Genomic DNA, 15,187 nt, shown 5'->3' with positions numbered 1-15,187 from the left:
TCAGCTCTCGTAGTTCATCCGCACCAGTTCATCCAGGAGACGCACGCCGAAGCCGGACCCCCAGGACTGATTGATCTCGTCCGTCGGCGAGCCCATGGCGGTGCCGGCGATATCGATATGCGCCCAGGATGCGTCCTTGACGAAGCGCTGCAGGAACTGAGCGGCGGTGATGGAACCAGCATAGCGCCCGCCGGTGTTCTTCATGTCGGCGAACTTGCTGTCGATCATCTTGTCATACTCCTTGCCGAGCGGCAGACGCCAGACGCGCTCGTTCGACGCCAGCCCTGCCGCCGTCAGCCGTGAGGCCAGCATATCGTCGTTGGAGAAGAGACCGGCGTGATGGCTGCCGAGCGCCACCATGACGGCCCCGGTCAGCGTGGCAAGGTCGATGATGAACTGCGGCTTGAAGCGGTCGTTGCAGTACCAGAGCGCGTCGCACAACACGAGCCGGCCCTCGGCATCGGTATTGATGACCTCGATCGTCTGCCCGGACATCGAAGTGACGATGTCACCCGGACGCTGGGCGTTGCCATCAGGCATGTTTTCTACAAGGCCGAGGATGCCAACGGCGTTCACCTTGGCCTTGCGGGCGGCGAGCACGTGCATCAGGCCGATGACGGCGGCAGCGCCGCCCATGTCGCCCTTCATCTCCTCCATGCCGGCCGCAGGCTTGATCGAGATACCGCCGGTATCGAACACAACCCCCTTGCCGACGAAGGCGATCGGACGGTCCTTCGGCTTGCCGCCGTTCCACTGCATGATGGCGAGCCGCGGCGGACGCTCCGATCCCTGCGCCACGCCGAGCAGCGCCCCCATGCCGAGACGCTTCATTTCGCGCTCGGTCAAGATCTCGACCTCGACACCGAGCTTTTCCAACGCCTTGGCCTTTTCGGCGAATTCGACCGGTCCCAGGACGTTTGCCGGTTCATTCACGAGATCGCGGGCAAGCTGGACGCCGCCGGCGACCGCTTCGCTCTCCGCATAGGCCTTCTTGGCGGCGGCAGCAGCGGCCGTCACGATCGTGACCTTCGTCGGCTTCTTGCTGTTCGGCCGCGGCTCATCCTCGTCCTTCTTCGTCTTGTACGTGTCGAAGCGATAGGCTCCCAGCAGCATGCCCAGCGCGAAATCGGCGGCCGCCTGTCCTTCAATCTCGACGCCGGCCGCATCAAGATAGACACTCACCGATTCTGCATCGCGGAATTTCGCGGCGGCAGCACCGCCAGCCTTCAGCCAATCATGTGCGGCGATTTTGGCCGGGTCACCGAGGCCGAGGAGAAGAATGCGATCGAAGGGCGAACCATGCGGCGCAACGATGTCGAGGCTCTTGAGCGCCTTCGCCTTGAAGCGACCGACTTCGGCCGCCTTGGCGACGATGCCCGCAGGATCCACCTCGCCGGGCACGCCAATAGCCTCGGGCGCCTGCAGGGCAACAGCGACCCCGCCGGCAGGCTTGAGGGCCTTTACGAAATTGACGTCGAATTTCTGGGACATGATCTACTCCGGAATGTATGCAGGCCGGGCGCCCTCGCCGGTCGGCACGGAATCTGCGATTGCAGAGGGTGACTTTCGGCAATTCCTTGTCGCTTTTGCGACGCTTGGCAAGATGCCAAGGCACGTTTAGAAGACGCAAGCCGGTTTGTTCGCCGCAATTTTTCCGGGCAGCGGGTATCGATTGCGCTGGCGCCTGCCACTCGACGGCCTATATGCGCACAAAATGACCCTTGTCGACGATTGCGGTGGAACATTAGGTAACGAAGATGGGACCTCGGTTCGGGAACAGACATGAAGCTGATTGAACGCTACGTCCTGCGCCGGACAACGGTGATGTTTCTGGCAACGCTGCTGCCGCTTCTCGGCATCGTCTGGACCACCCAGGCCTTGTCGAGCATCAACCTCGTCACGGATAGCGGCCAGTCGATGATGGCGTTCATGAAGCTCGCCACGCTGATCCTGCCCTCGGTCATCCCCATCATCCTGCCTTTCGCCTATGTGATCGGCGTCGCGCAGACATTGACTGTCATGAACGCCGATTCGGAACTGACGGTGCTGAACGCCGCGGGCAGTTCGCGCATGATGATCATCCGGCCGGTCATGTATCTCGGAATTGCCCTGAGCGCCCTGTCCTTCACCGTCGACAATTTCATAGAACCCTATTCACGCATGGCCGTGCGCCAGATGATCGCAACAGCCCATGCCGACATGCTCTCTTCCGTGATCCAGGAAAACGCTTTCCGCAAGGTGACGGACGGGCTTTACGTGCAGGTCTCCCGCCGCAGGAGCGGCGGCGTTCTCGAAGGGCTGTTCGTCGCAGACACCCGCGACCCCAAGGTCGAATACGTCTATTACGCGCGCGAAGGCGCCGTTGACGAGAAGACCTCCGCACTCGTCATGAAGGATGGCGAAGTCCACCGAAAGCTGCCGAATGGCGATGTGTCGGTGATCAAGTTCGATTCCTACGCCTTTGACTTGGCGGACCTTACCGAGCGTGCCGGCGAAGCGACGCTGCGGGCAAAGGACCGCGACCTGCCGTTCCTGCTCAATCCCGATCCCAACGACTCGCAAGTGAAGAGAAATCCCGGCGCCTTTACCGCCGAACTGCATCGGCGCTTCACCGAATGGCTGCTGCCGATCCTCTTCGGCCTCGTCGCCCTCGTGGTCAGCGTTGATGCTCGCTCCCACCGCGAGGCACGGGTCCATCCCATGGTAACGGCTCTTCTTGCAGCACTTGCCATTCGATGGCTCGTTTTCTACGTCGGAAATGCAGCCGAGCATTCGGCCTACTTCATTCCGGCCATGTACTTCGTACCGATCGTGGTCGCGGCTCTCGCCTTGCGCCTGTTGATGCGCCACAAGAGCCTTGACCTCCCGGCTTCCTGGCGATCGCGATTGCTGGACCTGCGCGACACGCTTCTGTCGCGTCTGCCTGGCCGTTCCAACGCCGCCTCCTCGGGCAACGGACCACAGCCATGATCCCTACCCTCGGCCTCTATTTCTTCCGGCGCTACGTCATCACGACGATCTGGTTCCTGATCGGCATTTTCGCGCTCGTGTTCATCATCGACTTCAGCGAGACCTCCAATCGCATGGGCGGGCTGCCGAAATACACTGTCGCCAGCGGCCTCGTGATGACGGGATTGCGCATCCCTATGATCCTCATGCAGACGATCCCGTTTGTCGCCCTTTTTGCCGGCATGGCGGCGCTGATCTCCCTCAACCGGCGTTACGAGCTCGTCGTGACGCGCGCTGCCGGCGTGTCGGTCTGGCAGTTCCTGCGGCCCTTTGCCATCGGCGCCTTTCTCTTCGGCATACTCGCGGTCTCCGTGCTGAACCCGATCGCAGCCTGGGGAACACGCCAGGCGCAGGTTCTGGAGGCGGAATGGGGCTCCAACCGCAAGTCATCGGGATCGGGCATTCCGTGGATCAGGCAGCGCTATGGCGACGACGATGCGATTATTGGCGCCAAGGCGGTCGAGGGCAACGGCACGCGACTCTTGAACGTGAGCATTATCCACTTCGACAAGGACGGGCGCATCAGTTTTCGGCAGGATGCCGATTCGGCAATCCTCGAAGATGGTTACTGGCTGCTTAACAACGTATTGGAGACTCGCAACGGCGAGTTGCCCAAGCGTTCCGCTTCGGCACAGCTTCGCACCAATTTGAGAAAGGAATTCGTTCAGGAGAGCCTGGAAAAACCTGATTCCATTTCATTTTTCAGCCTTCCCAGGAAGATCGAGGCGGCCAAATCGTTCGGATTTGCCACCGAACCGCTCGAAACGCAGTTTCATTCGATGTTGTCGCTGCCGCTGCTTCTGGTTGCCATGACCCTGATCGCGGCAAGCGTCTCGTTAAAATTTAGCAGGTTTAATCAATCACGTGCAGTGATTCTGGGTGGCATCCTTGCAGGGTTCATGCTTTATGTCGTCACCGTGCTTGTGAAAGCATTCGGAAGTAGTGGAATTGTTCCTCCATTCGTTGCGGCATGGCTACCAGTTGTTGTAGCAATGTCGCTCGGTGCGACAATCCTGCTGCACCAGGAGGATGGCTAGTGGCGGCAGGCAACCGCGGACAATTGAATGTGATCGCGACCGTGCTGCTTGCCGGCGTCGCAGCGTGCGCGCTTGCGCCCATGGCGATTGCTCCTGCACAGGCACAGACGCGTGATGTCGATTCTCTGGCGCCGAACATTCCTCCAGAGGCCAAGCTCATTCTGGCGGCCAACGAACTGGTCTATAACAGGGACACCGAAAAGGTGACCGCGCGTGGCGCGGTGCAGATCAACTATGGCGGCTACCAGCTCGTCGCGAAGCAAGTTGTATACGACCAGAAAACCGGACAACTGCATGCAACCGGCGACATCGAGTTCATCGAACCGACCGGCAACCGCGTCTATGCGCAGGAACTGACGCTTTCTGACGATTTCGCCAACGGCTTCGCCAATGCGCTGCGAATCGAGACGACCGACCTGACGAAGATCGCCGCAACGAGCGGCGAGCGCGTCAATGGCGAGGAGATGATCCTCAACCATGGCGTCTACACGGCCTGCACACCCTGCGCGACCGATCCGACGCATAAGTCCCTATGGCAGATCAAGGCCGAGCGCGTCGTCCAGAACGGAAGAACGCACACCGTCCGGCTGGAACATGCCCGCTTCGAGATGTTCGGCAAGCCGATCGCCTATTTCCCGATGCTCGAAGTTCCCGATCACACCGTCAAGCGCAAGAGCGGTTTCCTTTTCCCGCGATTCGAGTACGCGCAGAAGCTGGGCCTTGGCGTCGGCATTCCCTACTACTTTGCAATCGCCCCGGACATGGATGCGACTGTCACGGGAACCGGATACACGCGCCAAGGCTTCCTCCTCGAAGGCGAGTTCCGCAAGGCGTTCCACAACGGCATGGTCACCTTGCGTGCCGCCGGTATCGATCAATTTCAACCGGAAGTCTTCACAAACGGAACCAGCGACCGCGAGGTCGATGGACGCGGCATGATCGCGTCCACGGGCGCATTCGAAATCAACCCGCGCTGGGCGTTCGGCTGGGAGGTGATGGCCCAGACCGACAACAACTTCGCCCGGACCTACGACCTGTCTGATTTCGACGATCGCGTCATCAAGAACCAGGTCTACCTCAATGGGCTCGGCCGGCGGAACTACTTCGATCTGCGCGCCTTCTATTTCGACGTGCAGGACGCCGATCCGGACGACGTGGCCGAGCGCCAGCAGGCCATCCCGCAGAGCCTCGACTACGAATACATCGCGCCGGAGGCGATTGTCGGTGGCCAGCTCAGCGCCACCGTCAACCTGACGAACGTCGAACGCGGTCTGCTGGACGAGGTTGACGTCGACAACTCGTTCCGCTTTCCCGGTCTCGAGGGCGGTACCACGCGGCTGACAGGCGAGCTTGAGTGGAAGCGACAGTTCGTCGTTCCCGGCGGTCTCGTCTTTACGCCGCTGCTCGCCGCGCGCGGTGACGCGCTACGCCTAAACATGACCGCCCCCGATCCCACCCAATATGCCGGTAATTTCGACACGGATGACAGCGCGACGCGCTACATGCTCACGGCCGGGCTGGAAGCGCGCTACCCGATACTGATGACCACCGACAACAGCTCGCATGTGCTGGAACCGGTTGCGCAGGTCTATGCCCGCCCGGACGAGCAGCTTGCCGGCGGCCTTCCGAACGAGGACGCGCAGAGCTTCGTCTTCGATGCGACGTCGCTGTTCGAGCGTGACAAGTTTTCCGGTTTCGATCGGATCGAAGGCGGCACGCGCGCCAATGTCGGGCTGCGCTATACCGGCACGTTCGATAGCGGCTATACGTTGCGCGGCATCGTTGGCCAGTCCTACCAACTGGCGGGGAAGAACTCGTTTGCCTCGCCGGATCTCGTCAACGCAGGGGCGAATTCCGGCCTTGAGCATGATAGTTCCGACTACGTCAGCATGGCAGGCATCGATATGCCGACCGGCTGGGCGCTGAGCTACAGCGCCCGCCTCGATCGCAGTGACCTGTCGCTGCGCCGCACGGATACAAGGGTCGGCTTCGAGAACTATCGTCTGCAGGCCGCCATGACCTATACGCGCATCGCTGCCCAGCCGCTCTACGGCGCGGACAGCGACCAGGACGAACTGCAAACCATCGCGGCGCTGAAGTTCCGCGACTACTGGTCCGTCTTCGGTTCGCTGACCTACGATATCAACAACAGCAACATGGCTCGCAGCGGCATCGGCCTCACCTACGACGATCGCGATACGATCTTCTCGATCGTCTATGAGAACACGCGCGATACGGCTGCAACGATTGCCAACGACTGGACGATCGGTGCGCGGTTGAGCTTCCGTACCCTCGGCGACATCAACATCGGCGACACAACCCTCGACGGTTTCGACGACTACTAAAGCGTGCGGAACCTACTTGTCATCGTTTGGCCGCATGGATTATGCAATGGGCCATGCGAGAGCGAGTTGCGGCGGGAATAGCCCCTGCAAATGTTCGCGCCGGAAGAGAATGTGGGCTCCTGACCGGAGGATAGGGCATCGCCACAGGATGCGCCCGGTCGACCGAGCGACGAAAGGGATGGGCATGAAATATACGATGTCGTTGATGCGGGCCATGGTTTTGGGCACGGCGCTCTTTGCAGCAGCAGGAACTGCCATTTTGCCATCGGTAACGGCCGCGGCGACAGGCGTGGCGGTCGTCGTGAACGGTGCACCCATCACCTCCGGAGACATTGCGCGGCGCGCAGCATTTCTGAAACTGCAGCGCTCGAAGAGCTCCACCGAGATCGCGCGCGAGCAGCTGATCGACGAGGCGCTGAAGCGCTCGGAGATCGCCCGGCTGCGGATGTCCGTCAGCAATCAGGACGTGGATGCTTCCTATGCCCGCTTTGCGGCCAGCAACAAGCTTTCGACCGATCAACTCAACCAGATCCTTGATAAGGCCGGCGTGAGTGCTGAGCATTTCAAGCAGTACATCGCTATCCAGATGAGCTGGCCGCGCGTGGTCAACGCCCGCTACGCTGGCGCGAAGAATGGCAAGAGCCTCGTCGACCGCATGCAGGAAAACGGCGGCCAGAAGCCGTCTACGACGGAGTATTTCCTGCAGCAGGTCATCTTCGTCGTGCCGGCGGCCCGCCGCAACGCCATCCTCGGCAAGCGAAAGGCTGAAGCCGAAGCCTCGCGCTCGAAATATCCGGGCTGCGATGACGCCAAGATCTTTGCCGCGACGATGCATGACGTATCGATCCGCAACCTCGGCCGCCTGCTTGCACCACAGCTTCCGGACGACTGGAAGCCGCTGATCGAGAAAGCCGAAGGCAACACCACCGGTGTTCGCGTGACCGATCGCGGCGTCGAGTATCTCGGCATCTGCAAGAAGCGCGAGGTCAACGACGACATAGCCGCCGAAATGGTTTTCCGCGCCGAGGATCTCGGCAAAGGCGGCCAGAAGGACGACAGCAACAGCCAGAAGTATGTCGACGAGCTGCGCAAAAAGGCGCGGATCGAGATGCGCTGATCACCAATCAATCACCGGCGCGGATTTCGCGCCGGCCGGGCCCGCATTCAGAAGCTACTTACGATGACCGTTAAGACCGTTCCCCCGCTGGCCCTTACGATGGGCGACCCATCCGGGATCGGCCTGGACATCACCCTCGACCTCTGGGCAGCGCGGGCAAAGCACGGCCTGCCGCCCTTTCTCTTCATCGGCGACCCCGACGCGCTCAAAAGCCGGGCGCAGTTGCGCGGGCTGGAAGTGTCTGTGGCCGCAGCGACGCCGGAAACCGCCGCGGCGCTCTTCGACGACGCAATACCGGTGCAGCCGATCGCGCTGGCCGAGCCGGTCGTTGCCGGTGAACCGTCTTCACAGAACGCGCAGGCAGTCATCGGTGCGATCGAAAGTGCGGTGGAGCTAACGCTGGCAGGACGAACCTCGGCGGTCGTTACCAACCCGATCGCCAAGTCGGTGCTCTACGGTGCCGGCTTCGCCTTCCCCGGCCATACGGAGTTTCTCGCAGACCTCGCCGCACGTGCTACCGGGAAGCCTGCCCTGCCGGTCATGCTGCTCGCAGGACCGAAGCTGCGCAGCGTGCCGGTGACGATCCACATTCCGCTGAAGGACGTACCGGACGCCCTGACCGAGGATCTGATCTACGAGACCGCCCTGATCACCGCGACCGACCTGAAACAGCGCTTCGGCATCGCAGCGCCGCGCCTGGCCGTCGCCGGCCTCAACCCGCATGCGGGCGAAAGCGGTGCGCTGGGATTGGAGGACAAGGCGATCGTCGCGCCGGCAATCGCGCGGTTGAAGGCAGCCGGCGTCGACGCGTTCGGGCCTCTGCCGGCAGACACCATGTTCCACGATGCCGCGCGCGCAACCTACGACGTGGCGATCTGCATGTACCACGATCAGGCGCTCATTCCTGCCAAGGCGCTTGGTTTCGACGATTCGGTCAACGTGACGCTGGGCCTGCCCTTCATCCGCACGTCGCCGGATCATGGCACGGCGTTCTCGCTCGCCGGGACGGGCCGCGCCAAGCCGGACAGCCTGTTGGCCGCGCTGCGGCTGGCACGGGGGCTTGCCATTCACGAGCGGAGCGCTGGCTGATGGCGGCGATCGACGGTCTTCCGCCACTGCGTGACGTGATCCAACGGCATGGGCTCGACGCGAAGAAGTCGCTCGGCCAGAACTTCCTGCTCGACCTCAACCTGACGCAGAAGATCGCAAGGGCCGCAGGCCCGCTCGAAGACTGCACCGTCATCGAAGTCGGACCGGGACCGGGCGGGCTGACCCGGGCGATCCTGGCACTCGGCGCAAAGCACGTTATCGCTATCGAGCGCGACGCGCGCGCCATCCCTGCCCTGCAGGACGTCTCCGACCACTATCCGGGCCGTCTGACCGTCATCGAGGGCGATGCGCTGAAGGTCGATTTCGAAACGCTGGCGCCCGCAGGCGAACCCGTCCGCATCATCGCCAACCTGCCCTACAACGTCGGCACGCAACTGCTCGTCAACTGGCTTCTGCCGAAGCGTTGGCCGCCCTTCTACCGCTCCTTGACGCTGATGTTCCAGCGCGAGGTGGGCTTGCGCATCGTGGCGTCCGAAGACGACGATCACTATGGCAGGCTGGGCGTGCTCTGTGGCTGGCGCACCAATGCACGCATGGCATTCGACGTGCCGCCGCAGGCCTTTACGCCGCCGCCCAAGGTCACGTCATCGGTCGTTCACCTGGAGCCGATCGAGGACCCCCTACCCTGCAAGGCCGAATCCCTCGAGCGCGTCACGCAGGCAGCCTTTGGCCAGCGCCGCAAGATGCTACGGCAAAGCCTGAAGTCGCTCGGCGGCGAGACGCTGCTGGCCAGAGCCGGGATCGATCCGCAGAGGCGCGCCGAAACGCTCTCGGTCGACGAGTTCGTGACGCTGGCAAACGCGCTCGGATGATCGCCGAACAGAAACATCAATAAGCCACAGTCCCGTCGCTCTAGTTGCATTGTCGACTGTGGGAGGGGCTGCCGATGCAGCCGAGCGTCACTGCGTTCAACCAGAAGAATCGGATAGCCCTGTTCTGGCTGCTGGCGTTTGTCTTCCTTCCGGCAATCGTCTTCATTCAGCCGTACTGGAGTGGCAGCAGCTTGCATGAAGCGCTCGAAGTGGGTGGCCTGATACTCGTGTTCTTCGCGATCCTCGGCCGGCTCTGGAGTATCCTCTACATCGGCACGCACAAAAACCGGGAACTCGTCGTCGTCGGGCCCTACTCGATGACACGCAATCCGCTCTATCTGTTTTCGCTTGTCGGTGTTTTCGGCGTCGGCCTCATGGTCGGATCGCTGCTCCTGGCTCTGGCGATGACCGCGGCATCCTACGCCATTTTCCGCTACACCGCCCGCCGTGAGGCCACCTATCTGAGCAACCGCTTCGGACCGGCCTATGACGACTATGCTCGTCGGACGCCGTTATTCCTGCCGGACCCATTTCTCTATAAGGGAGTTGCAGGGGCAACTTTCTCACAACAGGCGCTAACAGCGACATTCCGCGACAGCCTGTTCCTGCTGGCCCTGTTCCCGCTGATCGAAAGTCTCGAATATCTGCGTGCAATCGGCCAAGTTCCTGCGCTCGTCACGCTTTACTGAACGTGTCGCGCGAGAGCGTTGGCGATATCCAACGAGAAGCTGTGGTCGGTTTCAGAGGACGGGCTGTTCGGTGAGGAGTTTCGTGACGAACTCGTACATGCCGTGGCGCCGGTCTCGACGCAGGCGCTCGGCCTTGACGATGCTCTGCACCGCATCAAAAGCGGCATCGAGGTCATCGTTGAGGATCACATAGTCGTATTCGTGCCAGTGCTCGATCTCCGCCCGGGAATTCGCAAGCCGCGTGGCGATCACCTCCTCGGTGTCCTCGGCCCGGCGATGCAGGCGCGATTGCAGCTCCGTCATCGACGGCGGCAGGATGAAGATCGACACGACATCGGCCGTCATCTTCTCCTGCAATTGCTGGGCGCCCTGCCAATCGATGTCGAACAGCATGTCGCGACCAGCCGCCATCGCTTCTTCGACCGGCTTGCGCGGCGTGCCGTAGAAATTGCCGTGCACTTCGGCCCATTCGAGCAGCGCGTCGGAGTCGCGCAGCATTTCGAACTCCGCACGGTCGATAAAATGGTAGTGACGGCCGGCGATCTCGCTCGGACGGCGCTGGCGCGTGGTGACGCTGACGGACAGGCTGACGCCGGAATCGGCCTCCAGCAGGTTGCGCGCGATCGTCGACTTTCCGGCACCCGATGGCGAGGAGATGACCAGCATCAGCCCGCGCCGGGCAATCTCGATCGGTTTTGCTTTTTGCGGCGCGGACATGGTCTACTCCAAATTCTGAATCTGTTCGCGGAACTGATCAATGACGACCTTCAGCTCTATGCCGGCGGCCGTGACAGCGGCCGCGTTGGATTTCGAACAGATCGTATTCGCTTCGCGGTTAAATTCCTGTGCAAGGAAATCGAGCTTTCGGCCAACTGGCTGGTCTGCCGCGAGCAGTTCCTCGGCGGCACGCACATGCGCCCCGAGACGGTCAATCTCCTCGCGCAGATCCGCCTTGGTGGCGAGCAGCACAGCCTCCTGATAGAGCCGGTCGCGATCGAGACCGTTGTTGCCCTGAAGCAGCATCTGGATCTGACCGGCGACCCGCTCGGCTATCGCATCGACGCTTCGGCTCGGATCAGCCTCTATCATTGCCGCCAGATCGGCGATCCGGTCGACCTGCCTGCCCAGCACCTGCCGAAGGTGCTCGCCTTCGCCGAGCCGCATTGACAAAAGTCGTTCGATCGCCGCATCGAGCCCTCCCGCGATATCCTGGTCGCGGCGCTCGCGTTCCGTCTCGCTCTCCTCCGCCTCACGGAAATCGACCACGCCGCGGACACCGAGCAGCGTATCCAGCCTGAGCGGCGCGGGATCGACGATGCCAGAAAGCTGCTCGCGAAGGGCAAGGATTGCCGAAAGGGCTGCCTGATTGACCACCGGCTGCACCTGCGGTTCGGCGATGGAAACGGAGAGGCCGATCTGCATATTGCCGCGCGAAAACGCGGTTGCAGCCCTTTGCCGTACCTCCGGCTCGAAATGCTCGAACCCCTGGGGGAGACGGATGCGCAGATCCAGCCCCTTCCCATTGACCGAGCGAAGCTCCCAGGACCAGCGACAGCGGCCGCTCGTTCCCTCACTCCGGGCAAAACCGGTCATGGATTGCAGTGGCATATCAAACTCCGATTGGAAGCTGTTCCGGCCGCCGCGGAATCATCGCGGCGTCCCGTGGTCCCTATATAAACTGTTCGAGGAGGAAAAGCGCTGGCGGGATACAATTTCCACCAGCACAAACGAAAAGGGGCGATGCGTATCGCCCCTGTACCGATCACTGGCTTCCGCCCTGGCCCGCGTCCTGCGTTTCCTGCGTCACCTGCTTGGCCTTCTCGGCCTCCAGCTTGCGCCAACGCCGGACGTTGGCATTGTGATCGTCGAGCGTCTCGGCGAAGACGTGACCACCGGTGCCGTCGGCGACAAAATAGAGATCGGCGGTGCGCGATGGATTGACCACGGCTTCCAGCGCCGCGCGGCCCGGATTGGCGATTGGCGTTGGCGGCAGGCCCTTGATCGCATAGGTATTGTAAGGCGTCTGCTTGTCGATGTCGGACTGCAGGATCGCCCTGTCGGCTGGCTTTCCGTCGCCGCCGAAGATGCCGTAGATGATCGTCGGATCGGATTGCAGGCGCATGCCCTTTTCGAGACGGTTGATGAAGACCGAGGCAACGCGCGGCCGTTCATCCGCCTTGCCCGTTTCCTTCTCGACGATCGAGGCCAGCGTCACCATTTCCTCCGGGGTCGCAATCGGCAGATCGTCGTCCCGCTTCTCCCAGATCTGGCTGATGAGCGCTTTCTGCGCCGTCAGCATCTGCTGGAGGATTTCGGCGCGCTTCGTACCGCGGGAAAACTTGTAGGTGTCCGGCATCAGCGTGCCTTCGGTGGGGAGCTCGGCCGGCAGGTCGCCTTCCAACACCGGATCGTCGGCAAGGCGGCGGAAGACCTGCTTGACCGTCAGCCCCTCGGGCACCGAGACGCTGTAGAGGATGGACTTGCCGGACTTCAGCAGCTCCAATACGTCATGCATCGAGGCATTGGCGCGGATTTCATACTCACCGGCCTTTAGGACGCCATCCTCCAGATGGATGCGGCTCAGGGCGCGAAACACGCGACTATCGGTGATGATGTTGTTGCGCTCAAGGCTGGCCGCGATCTCATTCAAGCCGGCGCCGTTGCGCACGATGAAGTTGGTGTTGGCCGCCAACGGGCCGGGCTTTTCAAAGCTGTCGAGCGCATAGTAGAAGATACCCGCGGCCGCGAGCGTGACCAAGACGATCGAGGTCATGATGAAATTCAAGAAGACCACGACCTGGCTGCGCGCCTTGCGCGAGCGACGCGGCGGGCTTGGCACCGGCTCCGGACGCAACGCCTCATTGGCGGACTTCGGGATGATGGGGCCCTTGCTGGCGTTGTCGCCGCGGCCGAAAGACATTTCAGTGGAATCGTTGCTTTCGTTCACTGACAATCCTCAAAAGATCGAGCCATCACTGGTCATTCCCCTGCCGATGAAAAACGCCTCCGTCCCGATAAGCCGGGAAGATCATGCGCAAATTCAGAGTGTTACTGCGCCCAAAGAACCCCAGGCGAACGCGTGACGCAGTAGGGCAGACCAATGCGGCAAAAAACAGGATCGGAACCCGCCTTCAGGCGAGTTTCCCTTGTCGTTTTCAGCTACGCCGCGAACGGCGCAAAGGAACATGCAGCTCTCGTTTCGGCTACCCTATCCGCAACGGATCAGCACCGCCGCCTATTCGGTACCCGCTCAGGCGTAGCGACGCAGAACCAGCGAAGCGTTCGTACCACCGAAACCGAACGAGTTGGACAGAGCCACGTTGATCTCTCGCTTGCGCGCCTTGTGCGGCACGAGATCGATGGCCGTTTCCACATCCGGATTATCGAGGTTGAGCGTCGGCGGCGCGATATTGTCACGGATCGCCAGCGCCGAGAAGATCGCTTCGACCGCGCCGGCAGCACCGAGCAAATGCCCGATCGCCGACTTGGTCGACGACATCGAGATCTTGCCCGCATGGTTGCCGACCAGCCGCTCGACGGCGCCGAGCTCGATGGTGTCGGCCATGGTGGAGGTGCCATGCGCGTTCACGTAGTCGAGATCGGCCGGCGTCAGGCCGGCGCGCTTCAGCGCCATCTGCATGCAGCGATAGGCTCCATCACCGTCCTCGGACGGTGCGGTGATGTGATAGGCGTCGCCCGAAAGGCCGTAGCCGACGACCTCGGCATAAATCTTTGCTCCACGCGCCTTGGCATGCTCGAGCTCTTCCAGCACGACGATGCCGGCACCCTCGCCCATCACGAAACCGTCGCGGTCGCGATCATAGGGACGCGAAGCCTTGGTCGGCTCGTCATTGTACTGGGTGGAAAGCGCCTTGCAGGCGGCGAATCCGGCCAGCGCCATGCGCGAAATCGGCGATTCGGTACCACCGGCGACCATGACATCGGCATCGCCGAATGCGATCAGGCGGGCTGCATCGCCGATCGCATGTGCGCCGGTCGAGCAGGCGGTGACAACGGAGTGGTTCGGACCGCGCAGCTTGTGGCGGATCGAAACCTGGCCGGAGGCGAGATTGATCAGGCGACCGGGAATGAAGAAGGGAGAGACGCGACGAGGCCCTTTGTCGCGCAGGACATAGCCCGCCTCGACGATACCCTCGAGGCCACCGATGCCGGAACCGATGAGCACGCCGGTCGAGGTTTGCTCCTCGTCGGTCTTCGGGTGCCAGCCCGCATCGTCGAGTGCCATGTCGGCTGCAGCGATTGCGTAGATGATGAAAGGATCGACCTTACGCTGCTCCTTCGGCTCCATCCACTGGTCGTGGTTGTAGGTGCCGTCGGTGCCGTCTCCCGTCGGAATGTAGCATGCGATCCTTGCGGGAAGGTCGTCGACCTCAAATCCGGTCGCCTGACGGGCGCCGCTCTGGCCAGCAAGCAAGCGCGACCATGTCACCTCGGTACCACAACCCAAAGGAGATACCATGCCGGTACCCGTGATAACGACACGTCTCATCGTCGGTGATCCACCCTATGCATTCTTCTTGGACCGAGGCGGCGCGCACGAACGCAATCCGCAAGCGGGGTCGCGACGGGCCACGAGGGCCCGCCGGAAGGCTTAATCAGGCCTGGGCCTTCTCGATGAACTTGACGGCGTCGCCGACCGTCAGGATCGAGTCAGCGGCATCGTCCGGGATCTCGACGCCGAATTCTTCTTCGAAGGCCATGACCAGTTCGACCGTGTCGAGCGAGTCCGCGCCGAGATCATCGATGAAGCTTGCGCCTTCGCTGACCTTGTCGGCGTCAACGCCCAGATGATCGATCACAATTTTCTTTACGCGTTCTGCGATATCGCTCATGTCGGATTCCTCGACCTTTGTTTGTTCGATGCCTTTCACGGCACCGGGTACTCAACCTAGCCCGTCACGCCGAGGCATTCCGGGCAATTCGTTTCAACCGCAGATGCCCCCGGGCGCCGCCTACGAGCGCCTTACAAAGCATGCATCCCCCGGTCGACTGCGGACAGTCATGGCCCGATTAACACGGTTTAACTCTGTCGCAAAGTCCGAAAATC

At 61.8% G+C, this 15,187-nt stretch carries 13 protein-coding genes; 7 read left to right on the top strand and 6 right to left on the bottom strand.

Annotation, left to right across the window (positions count from 1 at the left end):
- Nucleotides 1–1,491: a leucyl aminopeptidase gene (locus IB238_RS03495; protein WP_192243606.1), complete on the bottom strand. Its 1,491-nt coding sequence runs from the start codon at nt 1,489–1,491 to the stop codon at nt 1–3.
- A 291-nt stretch (nt 1,492–1,782) separates the two neighbouring features.
- Between IB238_RS03495 and lptF the strand changes: the two genes are divergently transcribed.
- From lptF to IB238_RS03460, 7 genes are all read left to right on the top strand, one after another.
- A complete protein-coding gene (gene lptF, locus IB238_RS03490) occupies nt 1,783–2,970 on the top strand; it encodes an LPS export ABC transporter permease LptF (RefSeq protein ID WP_192243604.1) in 1,188 nt (395 codons plus the stop codon).
- Nucleotides 2,967–4,046, top strand: a complete 1,080-nt coding sequence (lptG, locus tag IB238_RS03485) for an LPS export ABC transporter permease LptG (protein WP_192243602.1) — start codon at nt 2,967–2,969, stop codon at nt 4,044–4,046. Before lptF ends, lptG begins: the two co-directional genes overlap by 4 nt.
- Nucleotides 4,046–6,391 (top strand): LPS-assembly protein LptD, encoded by a 2,346-nt coding sequence (locus tag IB238_RS03480; protein ID WP_192243600.1) that lies wholly within the window; start codon nt 4,046–4,048, stop codon nt 6,389–6,391. Before lptG ends, IB238_RS03480 begins: the two co-directional genes overlap by 1 nt.
- A 178-nt stretch (nt 6,392–6,569) precedes the next feature.
- Nucleotides 6,570–7,508, top strand: a complete 939-nt coding sequence (locus IB238_RS03475; RefSeq protein ID WP_192243598.1) for a peptidylprolyl isomerase — start codon at nt 6,570–6,572, stop codon at nt 7,506–7,508.
- 63 nt (nt 7,509–7,571) lie between these two features.
- Nucleotides 7,572–8,597 carry a 4-hydroxythreonine-4-phosphate dehydrogenase PdxA gene (pdxA, locus tag IB238_RS03470; protein WP_192243596.1) on the top strand — a complete coding sequence of 342 codons (1,026 nt, stop codon included), beginning with the start codon at nt 7,572–7,574 and terminating at the stop codon, nt 8,595–8,597.
- Nucleotides 8,597–9,430: a 16S rRNA (adenine(1518)-N(6)/adenine(1519)-N(6))-dimethyltransferase RsmA gene (gene rsmA / locus IB238_RS03465; protein WP_192243594.1), complete on the top strand. Its 834-nt coding sequence runs from the start codon at nt 8,597–8,599 to the stop codon at nt 9,428–9,430. The genes pdxA and rsmA overlap by 1 nt, the downstream gene beginning before the upstream one ends.
- Before the next feature lie 74 nt (nt 9,431–9,504).
- Nucleotides 9,505–10,119, top strand: a complete 615-nt coding sequence (locus IB238_RS03460; RefSeq protein ID WP_192243593.1) for an isoprenylcysteine carboxylmethyltransferase family protein — start codon at nt 9,505–9,507, stop codon at nt 10,117–10,119.
- A gap of 51 nt (nt 10,120–10,170) precedes the next feature.
- Here IB238_RS03460 and gmk read toward each other — a convergent pair whose 3' ends face one another.
- The 5 genes from gmk to IB238_RS03435 form a co-directional block, all read right to left on the bottom strand.
- Complete coding sequence (gmk, locus tag IB238_RS03455; RefSeq protein ID WP_192243591.1) at nt 10,171–10,836, bottom strand: guanylate kinase; 666 nt, start codon at nt 10,834–10,836, stop codon at nt 10,171–10,173.
- 3 nt (nt 10,837–10,839) lie between these two features.
- Entirely contained in the window at nt 10,840–11,727 is an 888-nt protein-coding gene (locus IB238_RS03450; RefSeq protein WP_192243589.1) for a YicC/YloC family endoribonuclease, read from the bottom strand.
- Between the two features lie 154 nt (nt 11,728–11,881).
- The gene (gene mltG / locus IB238_RS03445) at nt 11,882–13,066 is read right to left on the bottom strand and encodes an endolytic transglycosylase MltG (RefSeq protein WP_192243587.1); all 1,185 of its coding nucleotides are present in this window, start codon (nt 13,064–13,066) and stop codon (nt 11,882–11,884) included.
- 303 nt (nt 13,067–13,369) lie between these two features.
- Nucleotides 13,370–14,629 carry a beta-ketoacyl-ACP synthase II gene (fabF, locus tag IB238_RS03440; RefSeq protein WP_192243585.1) on the bottom strand — a complete coding sequence of 420 codons (1,260 nt, stop codon included), beginning with the start codon at nt 14,627–14,629 and terminating at the stop codon, nt 13,370–13,372.
- Nucleotides 14,630–14,735: 106 nt separating this feature from the next.
- On the bottom strand, nt 14,736–14,972 hold the full coding sequence (locus IB238_RS03435) for an acyl carrier protein (RefSeq protein WP_097139127.1): 237 nt from the start codon (nt 14,970–14,972) through the stop codon (nt 14,736–14,738).
- Nucleotides 14,973–15,187 lie beyond the last annotated feature (215 nt).

The organism is Rhizobium sp. ARZ01 (genome assembly GCF_014851675.1).
Taxonomy (GTDB): domain Bacteria; phylum Pseudomonadota; class Alphaproteobacteria; order Rhizobiales; family Rhizobiaceae; genus Mycoplana.
This window is presented reverse-complemented; position numbering and strand designations above follow the sequence as displayed.

Coding starts and splice junctions, on each gene's coding strand:
- IB238_RS03460 (WP_192243593.1), top strand. CDS start 9,505: ATGCAGCCGAGCGTCACTGCGTTCAACCAGAAGAATCGGATAGCCCTG.
- fabF (WP_192243585.1), bottom strand. CDS start 14,629: ATGAGACGTGTCGTTATCACGGGTACCGGCATGGTATCTCCTTTGGGT.
- IB238_RS03495 (WP_192243606.1), bottom strand. CDS start 1,491: ATGTCCCAGAAATTCGACGTCAATTTCGTAAAGGCCCTCAAGCCTGCC.
- gmk (WP_192243591.1), bottom strand. CDS start 10,836: ATGTCCGCGCCGCAAAAAGCAAAACCGATCGAGATTGCCCGGCGCGGG.
- IB238_RS03450 (WP_192243589.1), bottom strand. CDS start 11,727: ATGCCACTGCAATCCATGACCGGTTTTGCCCGGAGTGAGGGAACGAGC.
- IB238_RS03435 (WP_097139127.1), bottom strand. CDS start 14,972: ATGAGCGATATCGCAGAACGCGTAAAGAAAATTGTGATCGATCATCTG.
- lptF (WP_192243604.1), top strand. CDS start 1,783: ATGAAGCTGATTGAACGCTACGTCCTGCGCCGGACAACGGTGATGTTT.
- pdxA (WP_192243596.1), top strand. CDS start 7,572: ATGACCGTTAAGACCGTTCCCCCGCTGGCCCTTACGATGGGCGACCCA.
- IB238_RS03475 (WP_192243598.1), top strand. CDS start 6,570: ATGGGCATGAAATATACGATGTCGTTGATGCGGGCCATGGTTTTGGGC.
- rsmA (WP_192243594.1), top strand. CDS start 8,597: ATGGCGGCGATCGACGGTCTTCCGCCACTGCGTGACGTGATCCAACGG.
- lptG (WP_192243602.1), top strand. CDS start 2,967: ATGATCCCTACCCTCGGCCTCTATTTCTTCCGGCGCTACGTCATCACG.